We start from the raw sequence: 21,940 nt of genomic DNA, 5'->3' as shown, positions 1-21,940 counted from the left end.
AAAAATTATTGTTCTAATGCTTTTATAAGAGGCTTTAGTTTCCAATTCAACTCTTCGGCTTCATTAGAGGGATCTGAATCAGCGACAATGCCACATCCAGCATGAACTCTTAAGTTGGATTGATCCTTCAAAAGAGAACGTATGAGAATATTGCTATCAAATTGACCATTCCAATCTAGATGTAAGAAAGACCCACAATATGGTCCTCTTGCGATAGGTTCCATTTCATATAAACGTTTGCAGGCTCTTATTTTTGGAGCACCTGTAATTGACCCACCTGGCCAACATGATTCTAAAAGGTCTACCCATGTTTTGTTATGGTTTAATTTTCCTTGAATAATGGAAGTTAAATGGTGTACTTGAGCATAACTTTCTAAGCCAACTAATTGTGTAACCTTGATTGTTCCTGGCTTGCAAACTTTTCCTATATCATTTCTTAGTAAATCTACAATCATAATATTTTCTGCTCTATCTTTTATACTACTAACTAAATCAGCGGCTAAGTCAGCATCCTTTTGAGGACTAGAACTTCGTGGTCTTGTACCTTTGATTGGACTAGTTTCTACTACCTTATTTGGTAAAACCTTAAGGAAACGTTCAGGTGATGTAGATATTACTGCTTCACCAATCGCATTGCCTGTTGCAACAACTAAACCTGAAAATGGAGCAGGACAATAATTTCTGAGTTTTTGGAATAGATCAATAACTGAAAGATTTAAAGGTATTTTTGTTATACAGCTTGTAGAGAGATTCGCTTGAAAGATATCTCCTTCTTTAATGTAATTTTTTAGAATGGCTACTTTTTTACTATATTCACTTTCATCCATTGTCCACTCCCAATTTTGTTCTGGGATTGATTGAGATTTAGTTGCATTGGTTAGTGATTCATTAGAGGATATATCTTTTAATAAGTTCAAAAATGTAAGAAATCTTGTATGGTCAACTCCTTCTATCCATAGCTCATTCCTATATAAATCAAATTTGAAAATAGGATCGTGTCTGGCCATCCATAACATAGCCATTGAGTCTTGTTTCCAAGGATTATTAGGTTCAATCCAAGCGCCTGCTTCATAACTCAGCCAACCACTCCAATGGCCTGAATCAATTTTTCTTAATAATTCAAAAGGGTTTTGAGAGCGTGAACTGCTTGGCAAGCCATGGCTACAAATATGTTCAATTGGATCAGCACCTAGTATCACCCAGCGCCCATTTTTACTGCCATCACTATCTAACCAAACTAGCCCAGGCTCTCCATAATGCTGCACTAATTTTTTTGCAACAATAAGTGGATCAATCCAGTTGCAACGTTCTCTTAGAAGACTACTCATTTAGTTAATGCTCTACAAATTTAAATAGCCGGCTTTCATAAGAGCATCATTGCGTATTCGACAACTATCACATACTCCACATTCTTTATCTCTACCATTGTAACAACTCCATGTTTGTTCAATAGGTACACTAAGCCTTATAGCCTCTTGAATTATTTTAAGCTTATTCCAGTGAATTAATGGTGCCCACAGTTTAGTTCCTTTACCTTCCCTACCAGTTTTACTTCCAAGATTTGCAAGATTTTGATATTGCTTTAGGTAATCAGGTCGACAATCTGGATAGCCTGAGTAATCCATTGCGTTTATGCCAAGTACTAATTGATTTGCTTGTTTAGCCTCAGCTAGACTAAGACCAATAGCTATAAAAACAGTATTTCTGCAAGGAACGTATGTATTAGGAATAACTCCTTTTTGAACACCTTGATGAGGTATTGATTGTTTGAGATCAGTTAAAGAAGATCCGCCCCAAGTTGATAAGTTAATATCAATTATATGATGCTCTAATAACTTAAAGTGTTTAGCGAGTGTTTGAGCAGCCTTTAATTCACGTTTATGCCTTTGTCCATAATTAAACGATAAGCCAATAACATTGTTACCTTTTTCAAGAGCAATAGCAGTAGCAGTAGCAGAATCTAATCCTCCAGATAATAATGTAATCGCTGTAGGTTTGGTTATTAATTGCATTGATTTATGGATACTAATTTTAATTACTTTGAATCAAGTGATAACTATAGTTGCAGAACCCTAATATTAAAGAATCTCTAACCATTTGTGAGTTTGAAGGCTGAGTCTCCATTGAGGATGTTTTTTAATATATTCAATTGTAAGTCTTGTTCCTTCTTTGCTATTCCATCCAGGCTGAAGAAATAGATGTGGTTCGAGAATATCTTGTTTTTTATAAGTAACTGTTTGATAAGCTGTTTGCTTTTCATTTTTGGCTAATTTTGCCATTTCTTCTGCAAAGGCTAGATCTTCTTTTCTATGAATGACTACTTTTAATTCGTCACATGCTAAAAGAAGTGATTTTTTAGGATGACAATGGATTTTTGGAGAAAGAGTGATCCAATTGATTGCACCGGAGATAGCATTAACTCCACTTGTTTCTAGGTGTATTGCTATTGGATTGCTTTCTTTACGAGTTGTAAGAGCTTTGATTTCTCTACATAATTTGTTTAGGTTATGATGCAACGGTTCTCCTCCGGTGAGAACTACAAACTCTGCTCCTTTTGATTGGGCGAATTTTACTTCTTTTGCAAGATCTGATGTAGATATTTGTTTTTGAGATCGGATAGGCCATGATTCTTTTGTGTCACACCAAGGACAGCCTACTGTGCACCCTCCTAGGCGGATAAAGAATGCGCTTTTTCCAAAATGCAATCCTTCTCCTTGCAGAGAATGAAATGTCTCCACAACTGGAAGTATAGAACTCATTCATTGCCTCTCGAACTTTTGATTGCATTATTTGATTGCTTTAATGCTTCTTGTGGTGTGCTAGGCAAACGTAATTGAGCTGCTTTAATGAGCCCTTTAAATAAAGGGTGTGGTTTTCCTGGCCTAGATAAGAATTCAGGATGGTATTGACATGCTGTAAAAAATGGATGAGTTTTTAATTCGATTAACTCTATTAATCTACCATCAGGAGATGTTCCACTAATAGTGTATCCAGATTCAAGAAAAAGATTTCTATAGGAGTTATTAAATTCATACCGATGTCGATGTCGCTCATAAACAACTTCTTCTGAATATAACTTTTGCCCTAATGTATTTGAGGTGAGTCGACAAGGGTACACACCTAGTCTCATTGTTCCCCCTAGATCCATTACATCTTGTTGCTCTGGCAGTAAGTGAATAACAGGATGTTTCGTGTTGGGATCTAATTCCGAGCTAGTTGCACCCTCTAAGCCAGCAACATTCCTAGCCCATTCGATGACAGCACATTGCATTCCTAGGCATAAACCAAGAAAAGGGATTCTTTGTTCTCTAGCCCATTTAATAGCAGTAATTTTTCCATTAACACCTCTATGTCCAAATCCTCCAGGAACTACTATTGCATCTATACCTTTTAAAAGATCTTCTGGACCTTCTGCTTCTATCCTTTCTGCTGAAATCCAATGAATATCTAAAGAGGCATTGTTTTCAATACAAGCATGGCGTAAGGCTTCTACGACAGAAAGATAAGCATCATTTAATTGAATATATTTCCCTACAAGAGCTACTTTGACTGATGGACCAGGGTTACGTAATTGATGTATTAATCTTTCCCATTCTTTTAAATCACATTCATGATTAGTTAGATTGAGGATCTGCAGTATTTCTCTACATAATCCTTCTTGCTTTAAAGAAAGAGGAACTGAGTAAATACTGTCTGCATCTAAAGCTTGAATAACAGCATTGTTATTAACACCGCAAAAACCACTTATTTTATTCTTTAATTCTTTAGTGATTTCTCTATCACTTCTGCAAACCAATACATCTGGTTGAATGCCTATTGAACGTAATTCTTTTACTGAATGTTGAGTGGGTTTGGTTTTAAGCTCACCAGAGGTGTTGATGAAAGGTAAAAGTGTAACGTGAACATAGGCAATATCATTTCTTTCAACATCTCCTTTGAATTCTCGAATTGCTTCTAAAAATGGAAGTGATTCAATATCTCCAACAGTTCCGCCAATTTCAGTGATAATAATATCTGCATGACTATTTGCTCCTACACGATGTATTCTTTCTCGAATTTCTTTTGTGATATGAGGTATAACCTGAACTGTTCTGCCTTCATAGTCTCCACGTCTTTCTTTATTGATTACTGATTGATAGATTGATCCAGTAGTGACACTATTCAAGCGTGATAAAGCAGTATCAGTGAATCGTTCATAATGGCCTAAGTCCAAGTCTGTTTCTGCTCCATCCTCTGTCACAAAAACTTCTCCATGTTGAAAAGGGCTCATAGTCCCTGGATCAACGTTTAAATATGGATCTAATTTTAAAATTGATACGCTATATCCTCTTGATTTGAGTAGACGCCCAAGACTTGCAGCAACAATTCCTTTACCGATGCTTGAAACAACTCCTCCAGTAATGAAGACAAATTTTGTCATTGATATTCTTTGTATCCTTTAAATTAACTCGATCTTTGATAAAACCAAGAAAATTAATATTTTTAGAATAAATGAGAAGATATTTTTGCTGTATTAATTAGTTGAAATTTCTTCATTTTCTCTTTGGCTGGTACTTATATGAAGTTCTTTTAACTGTTTCTTTGATACTGAAGATGGTGCTTCTGTCACTAAACACCTTGCTTGTTGGGTTTTTGGGAAAGCAATTGTATCTCTAATTGATTCTTCCCCAGCAAGTAGCATGATAATTCTATCTAAGCCAAATGCGATTCCTCCATGAGGAGGTGCTCCCATTGCAAGTGCATCAAGGAGGAAACCAAATTGTTCTTTTGCTTGATTTAATGGCAAACCAATAGTTTCAAGTACTTGAAGTTGAAGGTCTGGATTATGAATTCGTAAGGATCCTCCACCTAGCTCAAGACCATTTAAAACAAGATCATATGCTTGTGCACGAGCCTCTGGAAGAGTCTTTTCCCAGATAGCTTGTTCTCCCAGATCTGCGGGATTCGGTGCGCAAAATGGATGATGTAAGGATTCTAATCTTTTTTCATCTGAATTGAATTTAAACATTGGAAAATCAGTTACCCATAAGAAATTCCATGCTGTTTGATTGTCATTTTCTAGAGGAATTAGTTTTAGTTCTTTAGCTAAATATTGTCTAACTCTATCAAGTGTCTTGTTAACTATTTCTGTTTCTCCTGCTCCAAAAAGTATAAGATCCCCTTCTTCAGCATTAGTCTTACTTAAGAGTTCTTTTTTTTGTAATTCACTTAGGTTGTCTTTAATTGCACCAATAGTATCTATTTCATTATTTTCACGAACCCTGATAAAGGCTAGACCTTTTGCACCTGCATTTTGAGCTTCATTAAAGATATCCCCCCCCGGTTTTATACGTACATTACTTATTGATTTATTCCCATTTTTTACTGTTATACATTTTACTGAACCACCTGCATTAATAGCCCCTGAAAATACTTTAAATCCAATTCCTTTAAGAATATTATTTACATTAATCAATTCCATACCATATCTAATATCAGGTCTATCAGTTCCAAAACGATCCATTGCTTCTTGCCAAGTAATTCTAGGAAAAGGTAGTTTCAGATCAATTCCTTTTGCTGATTGCCAGATTGAGGCGATTAACTGTTCATTGAGACTAAGAATCTCTTCTTCGTTCATAAAGCTCATCTCTAGATCAAGTTGAGTAAATTCAGGTTGTCTGTCAGAACGAAGGTCTTCATCACGAAAACATCTTGCTATCTGGTAATAACGTTCTATTCCTCCTACCATTAATAATTGCTTGAAAAGTTGAGGAGATTGAGGTAATGCAAACCATTCTTCTTCACATACTCTTGATGGTACGAGATAATCTCGAGCACCTTCGGGGGTTGAACGAGTGAGGATAGGTGTTTCTACTTCAAGAAAGTTTTTGCTTTCAAGAAAATTTCTTGCTGCTTTTATTACTGCATGACGAAGTAGTAGATTTTCCCTCATACGTTCTTTTCTGAGATCTAAATAACGATGACGAAGTCTGACTTCTTCTTTAACTATTTCGTCGTCATGTATAGATACTGAGAATGGCAAAGTGCCTTTCACTGCATTAAGTATCTTTAAACTAAGTGCTAAAACTTCTATATCTCCAGTTTCAATTTTTTTATTTAGAGATTCTGGAGGTCGAGATCTGACAGTTCCCGAAACTTGCAGAACCGTTTCATTTCGCAAACTTTCTGCAATAGCAAAGAGATCTGAACCTTGATCAGGATCAACAGTAATTTGTATAGCGCCAGAAGAATCTCGTAAATCGATGAAAATCACACCTCCGTGATCACGACATCGATCTACCCAGCCACAAAGTTGTACGTTGGAGTTAATGTGCTTTGTGCGCAGTTCTCCACAGCAGTTGCTGCGCATGGAAAAAATTATCTATAGATTAATGAGTTTCCCACAATGAATGTAATGAGGTTGTGCAAATTTTGATTTATGTCAGGAAACTCTGCGATAAAAAGGTTTTTTAACAACAGTAGCTTTATGTATTTTATCGCGAATTATCACACTAACTATTGTTCCTAGTTTGGTTAGTTCTATTGGTAAATAGGCCATTGCGATCCCCTTATTTAAAGTGGGTGACCAGCTACCACTTGTAATTTGCCCAACGATTTTGTCTTGATAAGTAATTGGATACTTGCTACGAGCTATTGCTTTGCCTTCAAGTTCAAGTCCTACTAATTTCTTAGTAACACCTGTTTTGACTTGTTTAGCCAAAGTCTTTTTGCCAATAAAGTTACCTGGAACTTCTAGATGTACCAGCCACCCTAAGCCTGCTTCTAAAGGGCTTGTTGATAGGTTTAGTTCATTTCCATAAAGAGGCATTGCTGCTTCAAGTCTTAATGTATCTCTTGCTCCTAATCCGCATGGCGTGACACCATTCTGAATTAATAAATTCCAGATTTGAATGCCTGTATTTTGTTCTATGAGAAGTTCATAACCATTTTCACCTGTATAACCTGTTCGGGCAATAAAGATTGGAGTTGATTTTTCTTGGCCTTTGAATTGGAAGGATAGTTCTTTATGTCCAAATCGCGGAAGTTCAACGAATGATTTACCTAATACTTTAATGAGTTGTTCTTTTGACTCTGGTCCTTGTATGGCAAGTAGTAAATTGTTTTCTTTTTTATCTGAGATTTGTAGATTTTGATTAATCAGATTCTTTTCTAGCCAAGCTATTTTTTCTTCAGTATTTGCTGCATTTATAATCATCATAATTCTATCTTTATCATCATCATTAACTCCTAAGTCATAAATAATTACATCATCAACAATTCCTGCTTCTTCATTTAGAAGGACTGTATAGCAGGCCTCCCCTGGTCCAATTCGATATAGATCTGATGGCACTAATTTTTGAAGACCATCTTTGCTATTGCTTCCTTGAATTAAAACAACACCCATATGAGAAATGTCAAATATGCCTGAATGATTTCTTACCGCACTATGTTCATGGATTAAGCCAGCAAATTGAATTGGCATTTTCCAGCCAGCAAATTCAACCATTCGACATCCTTGCTCTAGGCACACTTGATATAGAGGAGTTCTCTTGGCTTGGATCATTTATTTTCAAGTAAACGCTAAGGAGATGATGTTTTATGAATCTCCTTGAATCTATTAACTTAATAGTTTGTGGCTTATTTTCAAAACAGTTACTAACCTATGAGTCCTGGCAGATAACTATTTATGTCATCATTGGAATGCTGTCATACTTGTAAATACTGCAAGGAGATCCCCTCTTCATCTAATAGTTGGTGTTTATTGAGAAAAATTAAATTACATTCTGACTTTACTAGTTATGTCTTCTGTCATCACTGGACTAATCAACAGTCTGCTATTCCTTTAATCGATGCTACACAAGCAAATGTTAATAAACAGCTTGATTTTGGAAAAGAATTAATAATGATAGAAAATTAACTTTTATATTGTTAGTTTATATGCAGATTAGATTAATTGTCCTTTTAAATTTTTTTTTAGACTAACAAGAGTTCATTAACATTATAAGACTTCTTGTTGCTTTGGCTGCCAAGATACTGCTTATATCTGATGTGTCTAATTGAGGAGATAATTCAACAATATCTGCCCCTACTATATTGTGCTCTTTAAGAACATCAATAACATAAGCAAAGTCTTGCCATAAAAAACCACCTGGCTCCGGAGTTCCTGTCCCAGGCATTACGCTTGGATCAAACCAATCTAGATCGAGCGTTAAATAAATTGGCTTTCCTTGATGGGGTTTTAATTTCTTATAAAGCTCTTTAGCAGGTTGCCCAAACATATGATTTATTAATCTTTTCATTTCTTTCATTTCTGTGATTTCTTCTTTTGTTCCACTCCTGATAGCAAATTGCAAAATATTTTCACTTGGTATTTTCTCTAGGCATCGTCTCATAACACATGCATGACTATATTTTGACCCTAACCATTCTTCGCGAAGATCAGCATGTGCATCGAGTTGTAATAGAATTAATTCTGGAAAAAACTTTATCAATGACTCTATTGCGCCATTGGTAATAGAGTGCTCACCGCCAAGCAATAATGGTTTAACCCCTAATGAAAAAAGATAATTAGTAGCTTGTTTAACTTCTTTAATAACTGGTTCAGGAGCTCCAAAAGGAATGTTGAGATTGCCAAAATCTGTAAATTTAATATCACTTAGATCTTGATTTAATTGTGGACAAAAAGATTCAATTCCATTGCTTACTTCTTTAATTTTAGAGGGGCCAAATCTTGCTCCAGATCTAAATGAAGTTGTGCCATCATATGGAACACCATAAATACCAACTTTGCAATTATTATGATCTCTTTGTGAACACATAAAAATTGCTCCTTCATTATCAAAACCATGATTAGTAATTATTTCTTTCATGTTTTTAATTCTCTTTCTATTTGTGCAGGTATAGCTTCAAATGACCCTTTTTGCCAACGAGGACTCCAGATATTGCATTTACTCACTATTTGACTTGATCTTTCAGGAATAGGATGTAGATATCTTTGTGATTTTTTGGAAGCAAATGTCCAACTCCAGTAGCCGCTCGGATATAAAGGCATATTTCCATATAAAGGATCTGCATATTTAAATATACTTCTAATTAGTTTCACTGCATTAATATGAATTTCCTGAAAAGATTCTGGAGATTCTGTTTGAGCTGAAAACACACCATTAGTCCTTAAAATTCTATGGCAATTTCTAAAAAAAATTTGATTGAATAAACCTTTAGCTGCTCCTTTAGGATCAGAGCTATCAATTATTATCACATCATAATAGTCTTCTTTTGTATTTTTTACCCATTTAATACCATCTCCAATAATTACATTTAGCCTACTATCTTCCCAACATCCACCTCCTATACATGGTAGATATTTTTTGCTTAATTGAATTACCTTTTGATCAATTTCAACCATATCAATCTGTTTCAACTCATTGTATTTAAGACATTCTTTTGCTGTCCCACCATCACCACCGCCAATTATCAAAATTTTTTCAATTTTTTCAGCACTAGTTAATGCTGGATGCACAATAGCTTCGTGATATTCTTTTTCTTGATTCTCCGCACACATCCAGCAATGATCTAGAAGTAATGCTTTGCCATATCTGTCACTGTCAAATATTGTAATTTTTTGATATTCACTTTCTTCTTCTAATATTTTTTTCCCTCTTAAACCAAAACGAGTAGATTCATGATATTCATCTACCCAAATTTTATTGAGTTTATTAATACCACTTGTTTTTGAAAGGTTCATTTTTTTGGAGCTAATTATGATCTTTTTTAATCTTTTCCATTCCCAACTCTGATTCTATTAATCCTAAACCTTGTATCATCTTTTTATTAGTTGTATCTAAGCTGTCTTCTATATCTATACCATAATCAATACCTATGTTGATTAGTTTAAATAGTAACCGGCCAATTTTTATTTGTGAGTCAATTTTATTTCCTTTTGCTAATTTTCTTTCAAAGACATCAAATTCTTTTACTAAGGTATCATTAACAGAATTATCATTTAAAAATTTTTTTTGAATTTTTTTTGAAATATATATTGCACCATTAAACGCAGATTGTATTCTTAATTTATTTTTTATATAATCAGCAAATGGATGGTTTGTTTCATTATAGCTTTTTTCAGATTGTTTGATTTCGTCCCAAGTTTTTTTCATCTTAATAGATTTACTTTTAGCATTAAAAATTTGTGGATGACGCCTCATCATTTTTTTTTGGGCTGCTCTAGCAATATCGTCAAAAGAAAACCTTTGCTCTTCCTTAGCAATTTGTGCATGCATAACCACTTGAAGTAACAGGTCCCCTAATTCATCACAGATTTCCTGATCTGTACCATTTTTAATTGCATCAGCTACTTCATGCGCTTCTTCAATGGCATATGGAATTAAGGTTCTGTGATTTTGTTTGATATCCCATGGACAACCATGGATTGGGTCGCGAAGTTTTGAGACAACTTCTATTAGGGCTTCAATTGGGTTTTGTGAAGTAGTTTGCATTAACTTCCATTCTTACTTCTAGTGTTAGCAACAATATGCAGACAAAAGTACAATTTTTAAATCTGTGTATGTTTCTCATATTTGTTGCTCGATGCCACTTTTTATAAAGACTGGGGTATCCCTAGGTTGCCTTGATAAGGCAGAATTAAATCATGGGCGATTAGCTCAGCGGTAGAGCGCCTGCCTTACAAGCAGGATGTCCCTGGTTCGAACCCTGGATCGCCCATTATTGAAAAAGTTGTTTAATTTAAAAGGCTTTCCTATTGAGTCTTTTATTAGAACTAGCATTTTATGTGATTGGCCTGTATTTTTTGAGGGACTTTAGTAACCAAGTTAGGTCATTTCTTTCAAAATAATTGTGGTTAATAATGGATATATTTATATAAAAATGTGGAAGACAATAAGGATATTTTCTAGCAAGAAGTTATACTTTGAAGTCTTTATAGGCCTTGTTTTATAAGTAGAGTTTTGTTTTATGATCCCTGTCAATGGAGTGAAAGAGTCAATGTGAATAATGGCTTTTGGTTCAATTTAAATTTCAAGGATTAACCAATCAATCAATTAGATTCATGTATTAAATTTTTTGAGAATTAAGTTTGAATAAATTCAGATAATTTAACTATGTTCCATCAATTCGTTTTTAGTGATCTTTTAATCCTCATCAGGGTATAGCAATGAAGCTAATTCTTCAGAATCTACGTCATATACCCTTGCTAAACTTGTTTCAATGGCATTCGTCACGTCACCAGATAAAAATCTCATTGCATTGACAGCATCATCAACTATTTCTTCTGTTAACAGCTTCTCCTCATTTGTTAGTTTTTCATCATTAATCACAGCTATTACCCAGCTTTGATAAGCGTAGATTAAATCAGAAAATTCCAATTCAGGGTCGTTTAGATCCATGGTACATAATCCTATTAGTGCCCTGCGAAGGCAGTAAGTCTAATTTTATTAGAAAACGAAATTGTTGTTATGAAAAAGACAAATGAAACCCAAATTCAAGCAAAAATGTTTGATTTTGCTTTATCTGAATTAGTTAGACGTCAAAGGAATAGCTTTGCTCCTCTTTGGACGCTTGATAGTTGGGTGAAGTTTTTAATATGGCTTTCTTTGAATTGTGGGATGTCTGGAGAGAGAGAAAGCTTGGCAACGTTTGCCGAAGCTTTGGGCTCTGCTGTAACTATAAGGATGAGAAAAAATTTTTTTGAAAGAAATATTGAAAGCGATTCTTTATATCTCCTAGCAGATCCTTCTGATGAAAAGGTTTTCGTGATGCCTTTAGGCGAAAATGCTTCACTTACTCATGAAAGTTGCATTAAAGCATTTGAGCATGTTGGTTTGACTGAAAGAGTGATTACAGATGTTAGTAAATGGGAATCTTTTGATCAATTAATTGCTATTCCATGGAAGTCTTCAGAAACTGGCTGTTGATTTTTTACAAAAACAAAGAATTTCATTAGTGTTTTCTTATAAGGTTTGAATTGTCTTTGTGGAAGAGCAAACAACCTCAAAAGATATAGGAAATGCACTAGATGTATTACCTAAGACTTATGACCCGTTTGGAACCGAGCGGCGCTGGCAAAATATATGGGAGGAAGCAGGTGCTTTTCATCCAGATCCTAATGGCAAAGGAGAGCCTTTTTCCATTGTCATTCCCCCTCCAAATGTTACTGGAAGCTTGCATATGGGGCATGCTTTTAATACAGCTTTAATAGATACGATTGTTAGGTTTCAGCGTTTAAAAGGAAAAAATGTACTTTGTTTGCCAGGTACTGACCATGCTTCGATTGCTGTTCAAACAATTTTAGAAAAACAATTAAAAGAGGAAGGGGTGAATAAAGATGATCTTGGCCGGGAAGCTTTTTTAGAGCGTGCCTGGAAATGGAAGGCTCAAAGTGGGGGTAGGATTGTTCAACAATTGCGTCGTTTGGGTTACTCAGTTGATTGGCAAAGAGAAAGATTCACGATGGATGAAGGCTTAAGCAAGGCGGTTTCAGAAGCTTTTGTTCGACTATATAGGCAAGGTTTAATTTATCGAGGAGAATATCTTGTTAATTGGTGTCCAGCTTCTGGCTCAGCAGTCAGTGATTTGGAGGTTGAGATGAGAGAAGTGGAAGGTAGTTTGTGGTATTTTCGATATCCATTAACTAAAGCTTCTTCCAAGACAGGAATTAAATATCTCGAAGTTGCTACAACACGACCTGAGACGATGATGGGTGATGTTGCTGTCGCAGTTAACCCTGGAGATCAACGTTATTCAGATTTGATTGGGCAAACATTGCTTTTGCCATTAGTAGGGCGTGAGATACCTGTGATAGCTGATGATCATGTTGATAAAGATTTTGGAACCGGCTGCGTGAAGGTAACTCCTGCTCATGATCCTAACGACTTTGCAATTGGTCAGAGACATAATTTGCCTCAGATTACGGTCATGAATAAGGATGGCACAATGAATTCTGAGGCTGGTTGTTTTGCTGGCTTAAATCGTTTTGATGCTCGCAATGCTGTTGTTGCGGCATTTCACGACCAAGGCTTGTTAGCGAAGGTTGAACCATATCGCCATAGTGTTCCATTTTCTGAGAGAGGAAAAGTCCCTGTTGAACCTTTGCTTTCTACTCAGTGGTTTGTTCGTATGGATTCTATGGCTCAACGCTGTCAGTCTTATTTAAGTAAGGGACAACCTTCTTTTTTTCCTGCTAGATGGGAGAAAGTTTATCAAGATTGGTTAATAGATTTAAGAGACTGGTGTGTTAGTAGACAATTGTGGTGGGGGCATCGTATCCCAGCTTGGTTTGTAATTAGTGAAACAAATAATCAGCTCACTGATGAAACTCCTTATATAGTTGCTATTTCAGAGAAGAATGCTTTATTGGAAGCTCAACGTCTATATGGAGGAGACGTTCTAATTAAGCAGGAAGATGATGTTCTTGATACTTGGTTTTCTAGTGGTTTATGGCCTTTTTCAACTTTAGGGTGGCCTGATGAAAGCCATGCAGATTTCTCTCGTTGGTATCCAACGAATACTCTGGTCACAGGGTTTGACATTATTTTTTTCTGGGTTGCACGAATGACAATGATGGCAGGTGCTTTTACAGAACAGATCCCTTTCTCAGATGTTTATATTCACGGTTTAGTTAGAGATGAACATAACCGCAAGATGAGTAAAAGTGCAGGGAATGGGATTGATCCAATTTTATTAATTGATCGTTATGGAACCGATGCACTTCGCTTTGCCTTGGTTAAGGAGGTTGTTGGAGCAGGACAAGATATTCGCCTTGATTATGATCGAGAATCAGATACTTCTGTAACGGTAGAAGCAGCAAGAAATTTTGCTAATAAGTTATGGAATGCTACAAGATTTGCCTTGATAAACCTTCGTGGCACTACTTTTCAAGAGACATTTGAGGAAATAGATTATTCAAAGTTGCAATTATCTGATCAATGGATTTTGTCTAGGCTTTCTAAGATGATTGATGATACAGCTAAAAGATATGAAACTTATGCTCTTGGGGAAGCTGCAAAAGGTTTATATGAATTTGCTTGGAATGACTTTTGTGATTGGTATCTGGAATTAATCAAGCCTCGCCTTAATGTTTCATCCTCTTTATCTGGAAATGATTTGATTGATCAAAAAAGAGCTCAGACAGTGATGTTTAAGGTTTTAAGGGATCTATTAATTATGATCCATCCTTTAATGCCTCACTTAACTGAGGAGTTATGGCATGGTGTTACTGGTTTTTCAGAGAATAGATTACTTGCATTAGAGTCTTGGCCAGCATTTAATCCAGGTTTCATAGATGAGGAGTTAGAGTCTTCATTTAATGAGTTATTTGCTTCGATTAGAGTGGTTCGGAATTTAAGAGCAGAAGCAGGTTTTAAGCCTTCACAACAAGCCCCAGTACATTTTGTTACTAAAAATAAATATCTTTCAGATTTGTTAAACAAAGCAATTCCTGATATTCAAATATTGACCAAAGCAAATGAAGTTAAGGTTTTTGGTCCTGATCAATTGTCTGGACAATCAACTTCAAAGTCGCTAGCTGGAGTTTCTGGTCAATTAGAAGTTATTTTGCCAATTGAAGGGTTAGTAGATTTATCAGCTTTGAAGAATCGTTTAAAGAAAGATTTGTTTAAGGCAGAAAAAGAAATCTCTACTCTTTCAAGCCGTTTAAATAATTCTAATTTTATTCAGAAGGCTCCTGAAGAAATTGTTTTAGAATGCAAGGCTAAATTATCTGATGCGAATTCCCAAGCCGAATTAGTTCGCCAAAGATTATTAGGTTTAGAATGAATCTCATAGTCTTTATATGTTATATCTAAAAGATTTTTTTGAGTATCAAATTCAATTTTTGTCTACTCCTTTAGGCATTATTGTTTTTATTCTTTTCTATGCAATTTGGGTAAATATTTTGTTGCCAGGCTCTTGGCTTTCTATGTTTGCAGGATTGGTGTATGGTTCATTACTTGGTAGTATATTTGTCTTTATTGGTGCATTTTTAGGAGCAATTACTACCTTTGTTTTAGTTAGAACTTTTCTAAGACATTGGATAAACAAAAGGCTAGATTCCTTTCCTAAATTGCAACTAATCGTGCAATCCATTACTAGTGAAGGATTAAAACTTATTATATTAACTCGTCTTTCTCCAGCTTTTCCTTTTGGTCTTTTAAACCTTGGATATGCTTTGACTAAAGTTAGTTTTAAGGATTTTACAATAGGGTTGGTTGCTATTTTCCCAGGCACATTACTCTATTGTTCTTTGGGATCTTTAGCAGGAGAGATTTCGAAATTTGATTCAATAATTTCTAATAGTTCTCAATTCAATTTTTTAACATTGATAGGTACTTTTTCTACTGCTTTGGCTTTATTTCTTGTGTTAAGGAGTGTTCGTAATTCTAGTCAATCAAGTAGTTAGTTTTCTTCTTTTTGATTTTTTAAAGTTAAATCTTTAATTGTAGCAATTACAATAAACCATAATAATCTCAATTTTGAATTAAAAGTCTTTCTAGAAGCAATTTCTTGGTATTTAGCTCTACCACAATCTGTTTTAATTAAAGTGTAAATGAATGGTTTAGTCATTGGCTACTTGATTTAATATATTGATTAATTCTGTTTCCCCAATAATCTTTATGTTTAGTTCTTTAGCTTTTCTTAATTTGCTTCCAGGTTTTTCCCCTGCAATTAAAAAACTTGTTTTAGAGCTAATAGAAGAAGTAACCTTTCCACCTAAATTTTCTAGAATCCCTTTTATTTCGTTACGATTGAGAACATTAAATGTTCCAGTTATTGTTATTATTTTTCCAGCAACTTCTTGGTTTTTGATAGTTAATTTTTCTTTATAAGTATTTGCAAGTGTAATTCCTGCTTCTTGTAATAATTTAATTAATTCTTGATTATTAGGAGAAGTAAACCATTGTTTTAATGACTCTACAATTTCATTTCCTATGCCATAGATATTAGAAATACTTTCAGGTGCATTAATTATCTCTTTTTCAAGTTCTGAGACATTTGGAAAAACGTTAGCAATTGCTTTTGCATTAGCTTCTCCAATGTGGAGGATACCTAGAGCAAATAGTTGCTTATGCCATGGTTTTTTTTTCGATTCTTCAATTGCATATAAAAGTTTTTCAGCTGATTTTTCCCCCATGCGCTCGAGCTTTGTAATTGATTGTTTATCTAGGTTATATATACCTGCAATTGATGAAACAAGTTTCTTCTCCACTAGTTGTTCTATCAGTTTTGTTCCCAACCCTTCTATATTCATTCCGTTTTTGCTTACCCAATGACGTAAACCACCACGTAGGATTGCTGGACAAGAATTATTTGTACATTTAGTTGCTGCTTGTGTTTGAGCTTGCAAAAGTTTTTGATTGCATTCTGGACAAATTGTTGGAAGAAATAATTTCGATGCTTTCTGGGGTCTGAGCTCTTTTATGACACGAACGACTTCAGGAATTATTTCTCCCGCCTTTCGGACGACAATAGTATCTCCAGAATGCAAATCAAGTTCTGCAAGTCTATTTGCATTATGTAATGTTGCTCTACTTACAAGTGTTCCTGCAAGAGTGATTGGTTTAAATTTGGCTACAGGCGTTACTGCTCCAGTTCTACCTATTTGAAAAGTTAATTTTGTTAATTGAGTTGGTGACTCTTCTGCTGGGAATTTCAATGCAATTGCCCATCTAGGTGCTTTATTGGTCACACCTAAAGTTTTTTGTTGTTCAAAACTCTCGAGTTTTATGACTATTCCATCAGTTGTATATGGAAGGGTTTGACGACGAATTTCCCATAGGTTACAAAAATCTTTTACTTCTTCGAGGTCTGGGCTTGTTTTTGTATTGGGATTAACTTTAAACCCTGCTTTTTTTAGCCATTGCAATCCTTCTTTTTGTCCTTTGGGTTTTGGATAGTCTTCGTCTGTTGGTTCCCATTCATTAGGAAGATGGATTGTATAGGCAAAAAAATCTAGTTTTCTTGATGCCACTATTTGAGGATCTAATTGTCTAAGAGTGCCTGAGCATGCATTTCTAGGGTTTGCAAAGACTTGTTTTTCTTCTTTTTGACGTAATTGATTTATTTTTTCAAAAATTTCATTGGGCATTAAGGCTTCCCCTCTTACTTCAAGCCAGGGTGGTGGGTTTTTTAGTTGTAAAGATAATGGTATCGAGCCAATTGTTTTCACATTAGATGTGATGTCTTCTCCTTCAAAACCATCTCCTCTAGTAGTTGCTCTTTCTAGAAAACCATTTGAATAACTTAGAGCAAGAGCATTTCCGTCGATTTTGAGTTCGCATATCATCTTGACTTCTTGTTCAAGTGATTTTTTAATTTTTAAATACCAATTCTCTAGCTCATCTAAGTTAAAGGCATTCTCTAGACTTTGTAAGGGAATTCTATGTTTAACACTTTGGAAACCTTTTGATGGCTTCCCTCCTAAACGCTGAGATGGACTGTCTTGTGTTATGAGAGACGGGTCGTGTTTTTCTATTTCCAATAATTCTCGATATAGACGATCAAAGACAGCATCTTCCATTAAGGGAGCATCAAGAACGTAATAAGCATGATTAGCTTTATTTAAGACCTTGCGAAGCTCTAAAACTCTTCTTGAAAAATTCCCTGAAGGTTTTTTCACTGATACTTAAAGCAACTTATGGTTAGCTAGTTGATTTTGCAATTCGATTGATTCGCCAATCTTTGTCTACTTTAATGAATGTAAATTCCAAGGGTAATTGAGAACTTTTATCTTCGGATCTGAGATTTAAAGTCAGTATGACTTGATTGTCTTCAATTCTTGGTCGCCCTGATTTTAAGTTTCTGTATTTGTTTAATTGCAGGCCTCCTAAAAATTTAAGGAAATCTTGACGATTTACGTGTTGTTTATATGTTTTGGTTGTAAGCCTGTATGCAGCATCAATACGCCCCGAAGCGATTTGATTGAAGAATTGTTTTACTAAAGGATTGATTCCTCTTGCTCCTATAACAAGCTTGATGGCATTGAAGGTCCAGAAGAGAAGCAATGCCCCCCCTCCATAGAGAAGAGTTTTGATGCCGATTGCTTTAACTAGTGCCGCATCCATTGTGAAAAGTGTTTAATTAGAAGATTAGTTTTACTAACTTTAGAGATAAGAGTATTTCACAGTCACTAATTTTTAGACAGAATGTTATGGCTTGGTTAAAGATTTGCCTTATAAGAATTAATGCCACTCATTCCTCTTCTGCCTATATTTCATCGTTTGAACCGTCAATATTTTGATGGCTTGCTGGTTAAAGATTTGAAACCACTTGTTTCAATTAGGTGGAGTGATGGCAGATTACGTAATACAGCTGGGTTTTATCGTCATGGACGTCAAGCGAAAGGACAAAGAGTCTGTGAAATTGTCTTGTCTAGCCCTGTATTAGAAAATCTTCCTCAAAGCGCTGTGGAAAGCACTCTTTGCCACGAGATGATCCATGCTTGGGTAGATCTTGTTTTAAAAGTTTCTGAAGGACATGGACGGAATTTTCAAGCACGAATGAAAGCAATTAATGCTGCTCAGAATGATTTTCAGATAAGTGTCAGGCATCAATTCCCGATGCCTATTAAATTGCCAAAATGGTTGGGCATATGTCCTTCTTGTGGTTTGAGTTCAACTTACAAAAGAAGGACTAAAGGAATAGCTTGTAAGCATTGTTGTGATACTTTGTATGGAGGGAGATGGAATCCAAGCTGTGTACTTGTTTTTCAGCCTTTAAACTTAGAAAATTGATTAAGAACTTGGCTGGGTTTTTAATTCTTGGTCTAACGATTCCTTTACGTCTTTTCCAGAATGATTTTTTTTGGAAAATTCGATAAATTTATTTTATGAATAGAAGTTTTTACTCTAATTCCAGACGTCAGGGCTCTCGAGAATCTTTAGAGCGTCGTATGGATAAATGGATGGAAACAGGTAGACAGTTAGTTGATGGTGTTGCTGGAAATAGACCTGGACAAAGAAAAAAAGAAAACCGTTCCGGTGTTAGTGGTATGAGTCGCTGGGTAGGAAAAAAAATTGATTGGTTTTTTGAAGAAGAAGATAATTGGTATGAACCTATAGACTTAGAATTAGAAAGAGAGGAAAACATTCCTATTAAAAAAAAGCCTTTAACTGCAATATCATTGAGAGTGCCTAAAGCACTTTCACCATCATCCGAAGATGTGGATACATCTTTAGAACAGCCATGGCCTGATGATTCTACGTTTCGCATTGAAAGATGGGAACGTGAGACCTCCTCTGAGCGAAAATTTTCTGATTATCAAGATTCCGATTCCAGTAATACTTCTCAAGAAACAACTCTTCCTAGGCGTCCTTTACCCAGATCTAGTAGAAGAAAATAAATCTCTTTAATTTATTTATGGGCAAAGTTGATTGCGCATAGAGTCTCCCAACCAGTTTTCTAATATAGGATTAAACACCTCTCGTATTACTGTTAATTCTTGTTGATGGCGAAAAAATCTATAGTGTCTACTCCAAAAAGGACCTGTTTTTTTAAATCTATTTTCTAACCATTTAGCTTTAACTAAAGCTAGTCCATCAACTTCACGAAATAATTCAGATCGTCCTTGGGTAAGGCTTTGCCAAATTGGCTGGTCTTTGTTTTTTAGATGATGTTCTGCTTCTTGTTTATTCCACCAGCTTTCTGCCCATGCAAGAGTTTGATCTCCACATTGGAGCCAAACTTGTCTCTTTAAAAGAGGAGGGAAAAGCTCATTCACTTCCTTAGGTATTGACTTATTTGTTAACCATTCTGCTTCCATTCCAATTAATTCTATTTGAACTTCATGCCCTGTGAGTAGCGTCAGATGGCGAGTAGGACTGCCATCCCCTAATAGCATTAATTGCCATGCTCCAGATAGTTGTATTGAAAGGTTGCCAGATAATACGGATGCTGTTTTGGCTTCCCAAATTGCTTGAGGCGATGGATAAAGATTGGTGCTCAGAAATTAACTCCTGTTTTGGAAAGAAACTTTCGTCGCTGAGTTATTGATGTGTTTTTTATTAATTACTTTATTTATGCTTTTTCGATTGTGTATTTTTAACCATACGAGTAATGCGGTGAGATCTGCCTTGCTTACACCAGGAATTTTAGCTGCTTCACCTAATGTTTTGGGTCTATTAGCGTTTAATTTTTCTCTTGCTTCTTGGGATAGTGTTTTGATATTTGTATAATTTAACTCTTGAGATAATGTTCTTTTGTTTTGTTTTTTAATTTGATCTATTTGGGCAGCCTGGCGCTCTAAATACCCGCTATATTTAATATCTATTTCCACTCCTTCTTGTACACTTAGCTCTAATTGACTATTTACTAGATTATGTCTAATGAGATTAGACATATGCATTCCTGGTCGTCGAAGTAGATTGGCTAAAGTTATAGATCCTTTAATTGGAGCACCACTTTCTTCGGCTAAGATCAATGCGATTGTATTAGTTTCTTTAATCCTATCAGTTTCTAATCGAAGTTTTTCTTTAGCCAAAGCTTCTTGTTTTGCTTTAAATATTTTCCATCTTTTTTCATCAATTAATCCAAGTTGATAACCCAGTGGTGTAAGTCTTCGATCCGCATTATCTCCTCGAAGCATTAATCGATACTCGCTTCTGCTAGTTAGAACTCTATATGGTTCGCGAAGATCTTTAGTCACAAGATCATCAACCATGGTTCCTATATAACTTTCTTCTCTAGAGAAATGGATCGGATGTTTTTGTTCTATATATCGTCCCGCATTGATCCCAGCTACTATGCCTTGAGCTGCAGCTTCTTCATAACCAGTTGTTCCATTAAGTTGTCCAGCGCTAAATAATCCTTTAATTCTTTTTGTTTCTAGAGATGGTAAAAGTTGTGTAGCCGGTAAATAGTCATACTCCACTGAATAAGCTGGACGAAGCATGATACAGTTTTCGAGACCAGGTAGTGTTCTTAAAAGCTCTAGCTGTATATTTTCTGGTAGCCCGGTCGAAAATCCTTGTATATATATCTCCGGCGTATCTCTTCCCTCTGGCTCTAGAAAGATTTGATGAGATTCCTTATCTGCAAACCGAACAATTTTATCTTCTATTGATGGGCAATAACGAGGACCCTTGCTGTTGATAAACCCTCCATAAATAGGAGTTAAATGAAGATTGTCTTTTATAAGTTGATGGGTTTTTGTTGTTGTTCGAGTGATATAGCAACTCATTTGAGCTTTGCTTTTCCATGTAGATGGGTCGAAAGAAAAAAATCGATTTGCAGCATCACTTATTTGTTCTTCAAGGGAGTTGAGTGCAATACTTCTGCGATCTACTCTTGCAGGAGTTCCTGTCTTGAGCCGACTAGTTTCAAAACCAAGCTTTTGCAGTGCATCAGTTAAACCTGTTGCAGGTTGTTCACCTGCTCGACCAGCTTCCATTGATTGATTTCCTATCCAAATCTTTCCTCTTAAAAATGTTCCAGTAGTGAGAATTACTACTCTTGCTTTATAGCTACTTCCAAAGTACGTTTTGATCCCTGTTATTTGGCCAATAGTAGATTCAGATTGCGCGTCTTTTTGCGTATTAGGTGCCAGCTTCTTTACCTCTAAATCTGTAACCATTGCTTCTCGAAGAGTCAAATTAGATGTTTGTTGAAGGAGATTAAGCATTTCACGAGAATATGCTCTTTTATCAGTTTGAGCTCTTAGTGCCCAAACTGCTGGACCTCTACTGGCATTTAAGATTCGTTTTTGTATGGCTGTTGAATCTGCTAAACGGCCAATCACTCCTCCTAATGCATCTACTTCATGAACGAGTTGGCTTTTAGCTGGCCCCCCCACGGCAGGATTACATGGTTGCCATCCAATGCGATCAAGATTTAAAGTGAATAACGCGGTTGAGAACCCTAGCTTTGCAGTCGTTATAGCAGCTTCACAACCTGCATGACCTCCCCCAACAACTATTACATCAAAGGCTTCTTTAGTGTTGGATGAATAGCTCAT

The 21,940-nt window shown here is 35.6% G+C and carries 21 protein-coding genes and 1 tRNA gene; 7 read left to right on the top strand and 15 right to left on the bottom strand.

Features of this window, described 5'->3' with window-relative positions; genetic code table 11:
- Positions 1–5: 5 nt before the first annotated feature.
- From O5636_RS06660 to gcvT, 6 genes are all read right to left on the bottom strand, one after another.
- A complete protein-coding gene (locus O5636_RS06660) occupies positions 6–1,328 on the bottom strand; it encodes an anthranilate synthase component I family protein (RefSeq protein WP_269622031.1) in 1,323 nt (440 codons plus the stop codon).
- A gap of 12 nt (positions 1,329–1,340) precedes the next feature.
- Positions 1,341–2,012 carry a 7-cyano-7-deazaguanine synthase QueC gene (gene queC, locus O5636_RS06655; RefSeq protein WP_269622030.1) on the bottom strand — a complete coding sequence of 224 codons (672 nt, stop codon included), beginning with the start codon at positions 2,010–2,012 and terminating at the stop codon, positions 1,341–1,343.
- Between the two features lie 66 nt (positions 2,013–2,078).
- Positions 2,079–2,759: a 7-carboxy-7-deazaguanine synthase QueE gene (locus O5636_RS06650; protein WP_269622029.1), complete on the bottom strand. Its 681-nt coding sequence runs from the start codon at positions 2,757–2,759 to the stop codon at positions 2,079–2,081.
- Complete coding sequence (locus O5636_RS06645) at positions 2,756–4,420, bottom strand: CTP synthase (protein WP_269622028.1); 1,665 nt, start codon at positions 4,418–4,420, stop codon at positions 2,756–2,758. The genes O5636_RS06650 and O5636_RS06645 overlap by 4 nt, the downstream gene beginning before the upstream one ends.
- A gap of 93 nt (positions 4,421–4,513) precedes the next feature.
- Entirely contained in the window at positions 4,514–6,349 is a 1,836-nt protein-coding gene (gene aspS / locus O5636_RS06640) for an aspartate--tRNA ligase (RefSeq protein ID WP_269622027.1), read from the bottom strand.
- A 72-nt stretch (positions 6,350–6,421) separates the two neighbouring features.
- A complete protein-coding gene (gene gcvT / locus O5636_RS06635; RefSeq protein WP_269623545.1) occupies positions 6,422–7,540 on the bottom strand; it encodes a glycine cleavage system aminomethyltransferase GcvT in 1,119 nt (372 codons plus the stop codon).
- 126 nt (positions 7,541–7,666) lie between these two features.
- On the opposite strand from gcvT, the gene O5636_RS06630 reads away from it, so the two are divergent.
- On the top strand, positions 7,667–7,897 hold the full coding sequence (locus O5636_RS06630) for a metal-binding protein (RefSeq protein ID WP_269622026.1): 231 nt from the start codon (positions 7,667–7,669) through the stop codon (positions 7,895–7,897).
- Between the two features lie 61 nt (positions 7,898–7,958).
- On the opposite strand, the gene speB is transcribed toward O5636_RS06630, so the two are convergent.
- From speB to O5636_RS06615, 3 genes are read right to left on the bottom strand one after another with little or no spacing between them, the layout of a single operon-like run.
- Positions 7,959–8,849 carry an agmatinase gene (gene speB, locus O5636_RS06625; protein WP_269622025.1) on the bottom strand — a complete coding sequence of 297 codons (891 nt, stop codon included), beginning with the start codon at positions 8,847–8,849 and terminating at the stop codon, positions 7,959–7,961.
- The gene (gene speE, locus O5636_RS06620) at positions 8,846–9,724 is read right to left on the bottom strand and encodes a polyamine aminopropyltransferase (RefSeq protein ID WP_269622024.1); all 879 of its coding nucleotides are present in this window, start codon (positions 9,722–9,724) and stop codon (positions 8,846–8,848) included. The genes speB and speE overlap by 4 nt, the downstream gene beginning before the upstream one ends.
- 10 nt (positions 9,725–9,734) lie before the next feature.
- Complete coding sequence (locus O5636_RS06615) at positions 9,735–10,475, bottom strand: MazG family protein (protein ID WP_269622022.1); 741 nt, start codon at positions 10,473–10,475, stop codon at positions 9,735–9,737.
- Between the two features lie 154 nt (positions 10,476–10,629).
- On the opposite strand from O5636_RS06615, the gene O5636_RS06610 reads away from it, so the two are divergent.
- Positions 10,630–10,701, top strand: a tRNA-Val gene (locus tag O5636_RS06610).
- 425 nt (positions 10,702–11,126) lie between these two features.
- Here the strand turns inward: O5636_RS06610 and O5636_RS06605 are convergent.
- Positions 11,127–11,381, bottom strand: a complete 255-nt coding sequence (locus O5636_RS06605; RefSeq protein WP_269622021.1) for a hypothetical protein — start codon at positions 11,379–11,381, stop codon at positions 11,127–11,129.
- Between the two features lie 69 nt (positions 11,382–11,450).
- On the opposite strand from O5636_RS06605, the gene O5636_RS06600 reads away from it, so the two are divergent.
- The 3 genes from O5636_RS06600 (at position 11,451) to O5636_RS06590 (ending at position 15,391) form a co-directional block, all read left to right on the top strand.
- Positions 11,451–11,909: a protein phosphatase gene (locus O5636_RS06600; protein ID WP_269622020.1), complete on the top strand. Its 459-nt coding sequence runs from the start codon at positions 11,451–11,453 to the stop codon at positions 11,907–11,909.
- An 85-nt stretch (positions 11,910–11,994) separates the two neighbouring features.
- Complete coding sequence (locus O5636_RS06595; RefSeq protein WP_420063791.1) at positions 11,995–14,769, top strand: valine--tRNA ligase; 2,775 nt, start codon at positions 11,995–11,997, stop codon at positions 14,767–14,769.
- Between the two features lie 58 nt (positions 14,770–14,827).
- Positions 14,828–15,391 carry a TVP38/TMEM64 family protein gene (locus O5636_RS06590; RefSeq protein ID WP_269622018.1) on the top strand — a complete coding sequence of 188 codons (564 nt, stop codon included), beginning with the start codon at positions 14,828–14,830 and terminating at the stop codon, positions 15,389–15,391.
- On the opposite strand, the gene O5636_RS06585 is transcribed toward O5636_RS06590, so the two are convergent.
- The 3 genes from O5636_RS06585 to O5636_RS06575 are packed head-to-tail and all read right to left on the bottom strand — an operon-like array spanning position 15,388 to position 18,053.
- A complete protein-coding gene (locus O5636_RS06585; protein WP_269622017.1) occupies positions 15,388–15,555 on the bottom strand; it encodes a hypothetical protein in 168 nt (55 codons plus the stop codon). The two genes, O5636_RS06590 and O5636_RS06585, sit on opposite strands and share 4 nt — an antisense overlap.
- Positions 15,548–17,608, bottom strand: a complete 2,061-nt coding sequence (gene ligA / locus O5636_RS06580) for an NAD-dependent DNA ligase LigA (RefSeq protein WP_269622016.1) — start codon at positions 17,606–17,608, stop codon at positions 15,548–15,550. Before ligA ends, O5636_RS06585 begins: the two co-directional genes overlap by 8 nt.
- Positions 17,609–17,630: 22 nt before the next feature.
- A complete protein-coding gene (locus O5636_RS06575; RefSeq protein WP_269622015.1) occupies positions 17,631–18,053 on the bottom strand; it encodes a hypothetical protein in 423 nt (140 codons plus the stop codon).
- Between the two features lie 120 nt (positions 18,054–18,173).
- Here O5636_RS06575 and O5636_RS06570 point away from each other — a divergent pair, with 120 nt between their 5' ends.
- Both O5636_RS06570 and O5636_RS06565 read left to right on the top strand, forming a co-directional pair.
- Positions 18,174–18,722, top strand: a complete 549-nt coding sequence (locus tag O5636_RS06570) for a SprT family zinc-dependent metalloprotease (protein WP_269622014.1) — start codon at positions 18,174–18,176, stop codon at positions 18,720–18,722.
- Between the two features lie 95 nt (positions 18,723–18,817).
- Positions 18,818–19,330 carry an RNA helicase gene (locus O5636_RS06565; RefSeq protein WP_269622013.1) on the top strand — a complete coding sequence of 171 codons (513 nt, stop codon included), beginning with the start codon at positions 18,818–18,820 and terminating at the stop codon, positions 19,328–19,330.
- Positions 19,331–19,345: 15 nt separating this feature from the next.
- Here O5636_RS06565 and O5636_RS06560 read toward each other — a convergent pair whose 3' ends face one another.
- A complete protein-coding gene (locus O5636_RS06560) occupies positions 19,346–19,900 on the bottom strand; it encodes a chorismate lyase (RefSeq protein WP_269623544.1) in 555 nt (184 codons plus the stop codon).
- A 36-nt stretch (positions 19,901–19,936) separates the two neighbouring features.
- A complete protein-coding gene (gene mnmG, locus O5636_RS06555; protein WP_269622012.1) occupies positions 19,937–21,940 on the bottom strand; it encodes a tRNA uridine-5-carboxymethylaminomethyl(34) synthesis enzyme MnmG in 2,004 nt (667 codons plus the stop codon).

Origin of the sequence: Prochlorococcus marinus str. MIT 0918 (assembly GCF_027359415.1) — a bacterium.
Lineage (GTDB): Bacteria > Cyanobacteriota > Cyanobacteriia > PCC-6307 > Cyanobiaceae > Prochlorococcus_E > Prochlorococcus_E marinus_C.
The sequence above is the reverse complement of the archived record's forward strand: the minus strand, read 5'-3'. Positions and strand labels throughout refer to the sequence as shown.

Bases quoted from the DNA above. Each gene is read 5' to 3' on its own strand.
- O5636_RS06660 (WP_269622031.1), bottom strand. From the start codon at position 1,328: ATGAGTAGTCTTCTAAGAGAACGTTGCAACTGGATTGATCCACTTATT.
- queC (WP_269622030.1), bottom strand. From the start codon at position 2,012: ATGCAATTAATAACCAAACCTACAGCGATTACATTATTATCTGGAGGA.
- O5636_RS06650 (WP_269622029.1), bottom strand. From the start codon at position 2,759: ATGAGTTCTATACTTCCAGTTGTGGAGACATTTCATTCTCTGCAAGGA.
- O5636_RS06645 (WP_269622028.1), bottom strand. From the start codon at position 4,420: ATGACAAAATTTGTCTTCATTACTGGAGGAGTTGTTTCAAGCATCGGT.
- aspS (WP_269622027.1), bottom strand. From the start codon at position 6,349: ATGCGCAGCAACTGCTGTGGAGAACTGCGCACAAAGCACATTAACTCC.
- O5636_RS06630 (WP_269622026.1), top strand. From the start codon at position 7,667: ATGTCATCATTGGAATGCTGTCATACTTGTAAATACTGCAAGGAGATC.
- speB (WP_269622025.1), bottom strand. From the start codon at position 8,849: ATGAAAGAAATAATTACTAATCATGGTTTTGATAATGAAGGAGCAATT.
- speE (WP_269622024.1), bottom strand. From the start codon at position 9,724: ATGAACCTTTCAAAAACAAGTGGTATTAATAAACTCAATAAAATTTGG.
- O5636_RS06615 (WP_269622022.1), bottom strand. From the start codon at position 10,475: ATGCAAACTACTTCACAAAACCCAATTGAAGCCCTAATAGAAGTTGTC.
- O5636_RS06605 (WP_269622021.1), bottom strand. From the start codon at position 11,381: ATGGATCTAAACGACCCTGAATTGGAATTTTCTGATTTAATCTACGCT.
- O5636_RS06600 (WP_269622020.1), top strand. From the start codon at position 11,451: ATGAAAAAGACAAATGAAACCCAAATTCAAGCAAAAATGTTTGATTTT.
- O5636_RS06585 (WP_269622017.1), bottom strand. From the start codon at position 15,555: ATGACTAAACCATTCATTTACACTTTAATTAAAACAGATTGTGGTAGA.
- O5636_RS06575 (WP_269622015.1), bottom strand. From the start codon at position 18,053: ATGGATGCGGCACTAGTTAAAGCAATCGGCATCAAAACTCTTCTCTAT.
- O5636_RS06570 (WP_269622014.1), top strand. From the start codon at position 18,174: ATGCCACTCATTCCTCTTCTGCCTATATTTCATCGTTTGAACCGTCAA.
- O5636_RS06565 (WP_269622013.1), top strand. From the start codon at position 18,818: ATGAATAGAAGTTTTTACTCTAATTCCAGACGTCAGGGCTCTCGAGAA.
- mnmG (WP_269622012.1), bottom strand. From the start codon at position 21,940: ATGAGCTATTCATCCAACACTAAAGAAGCCTTTGATGTAATAGTTGTT.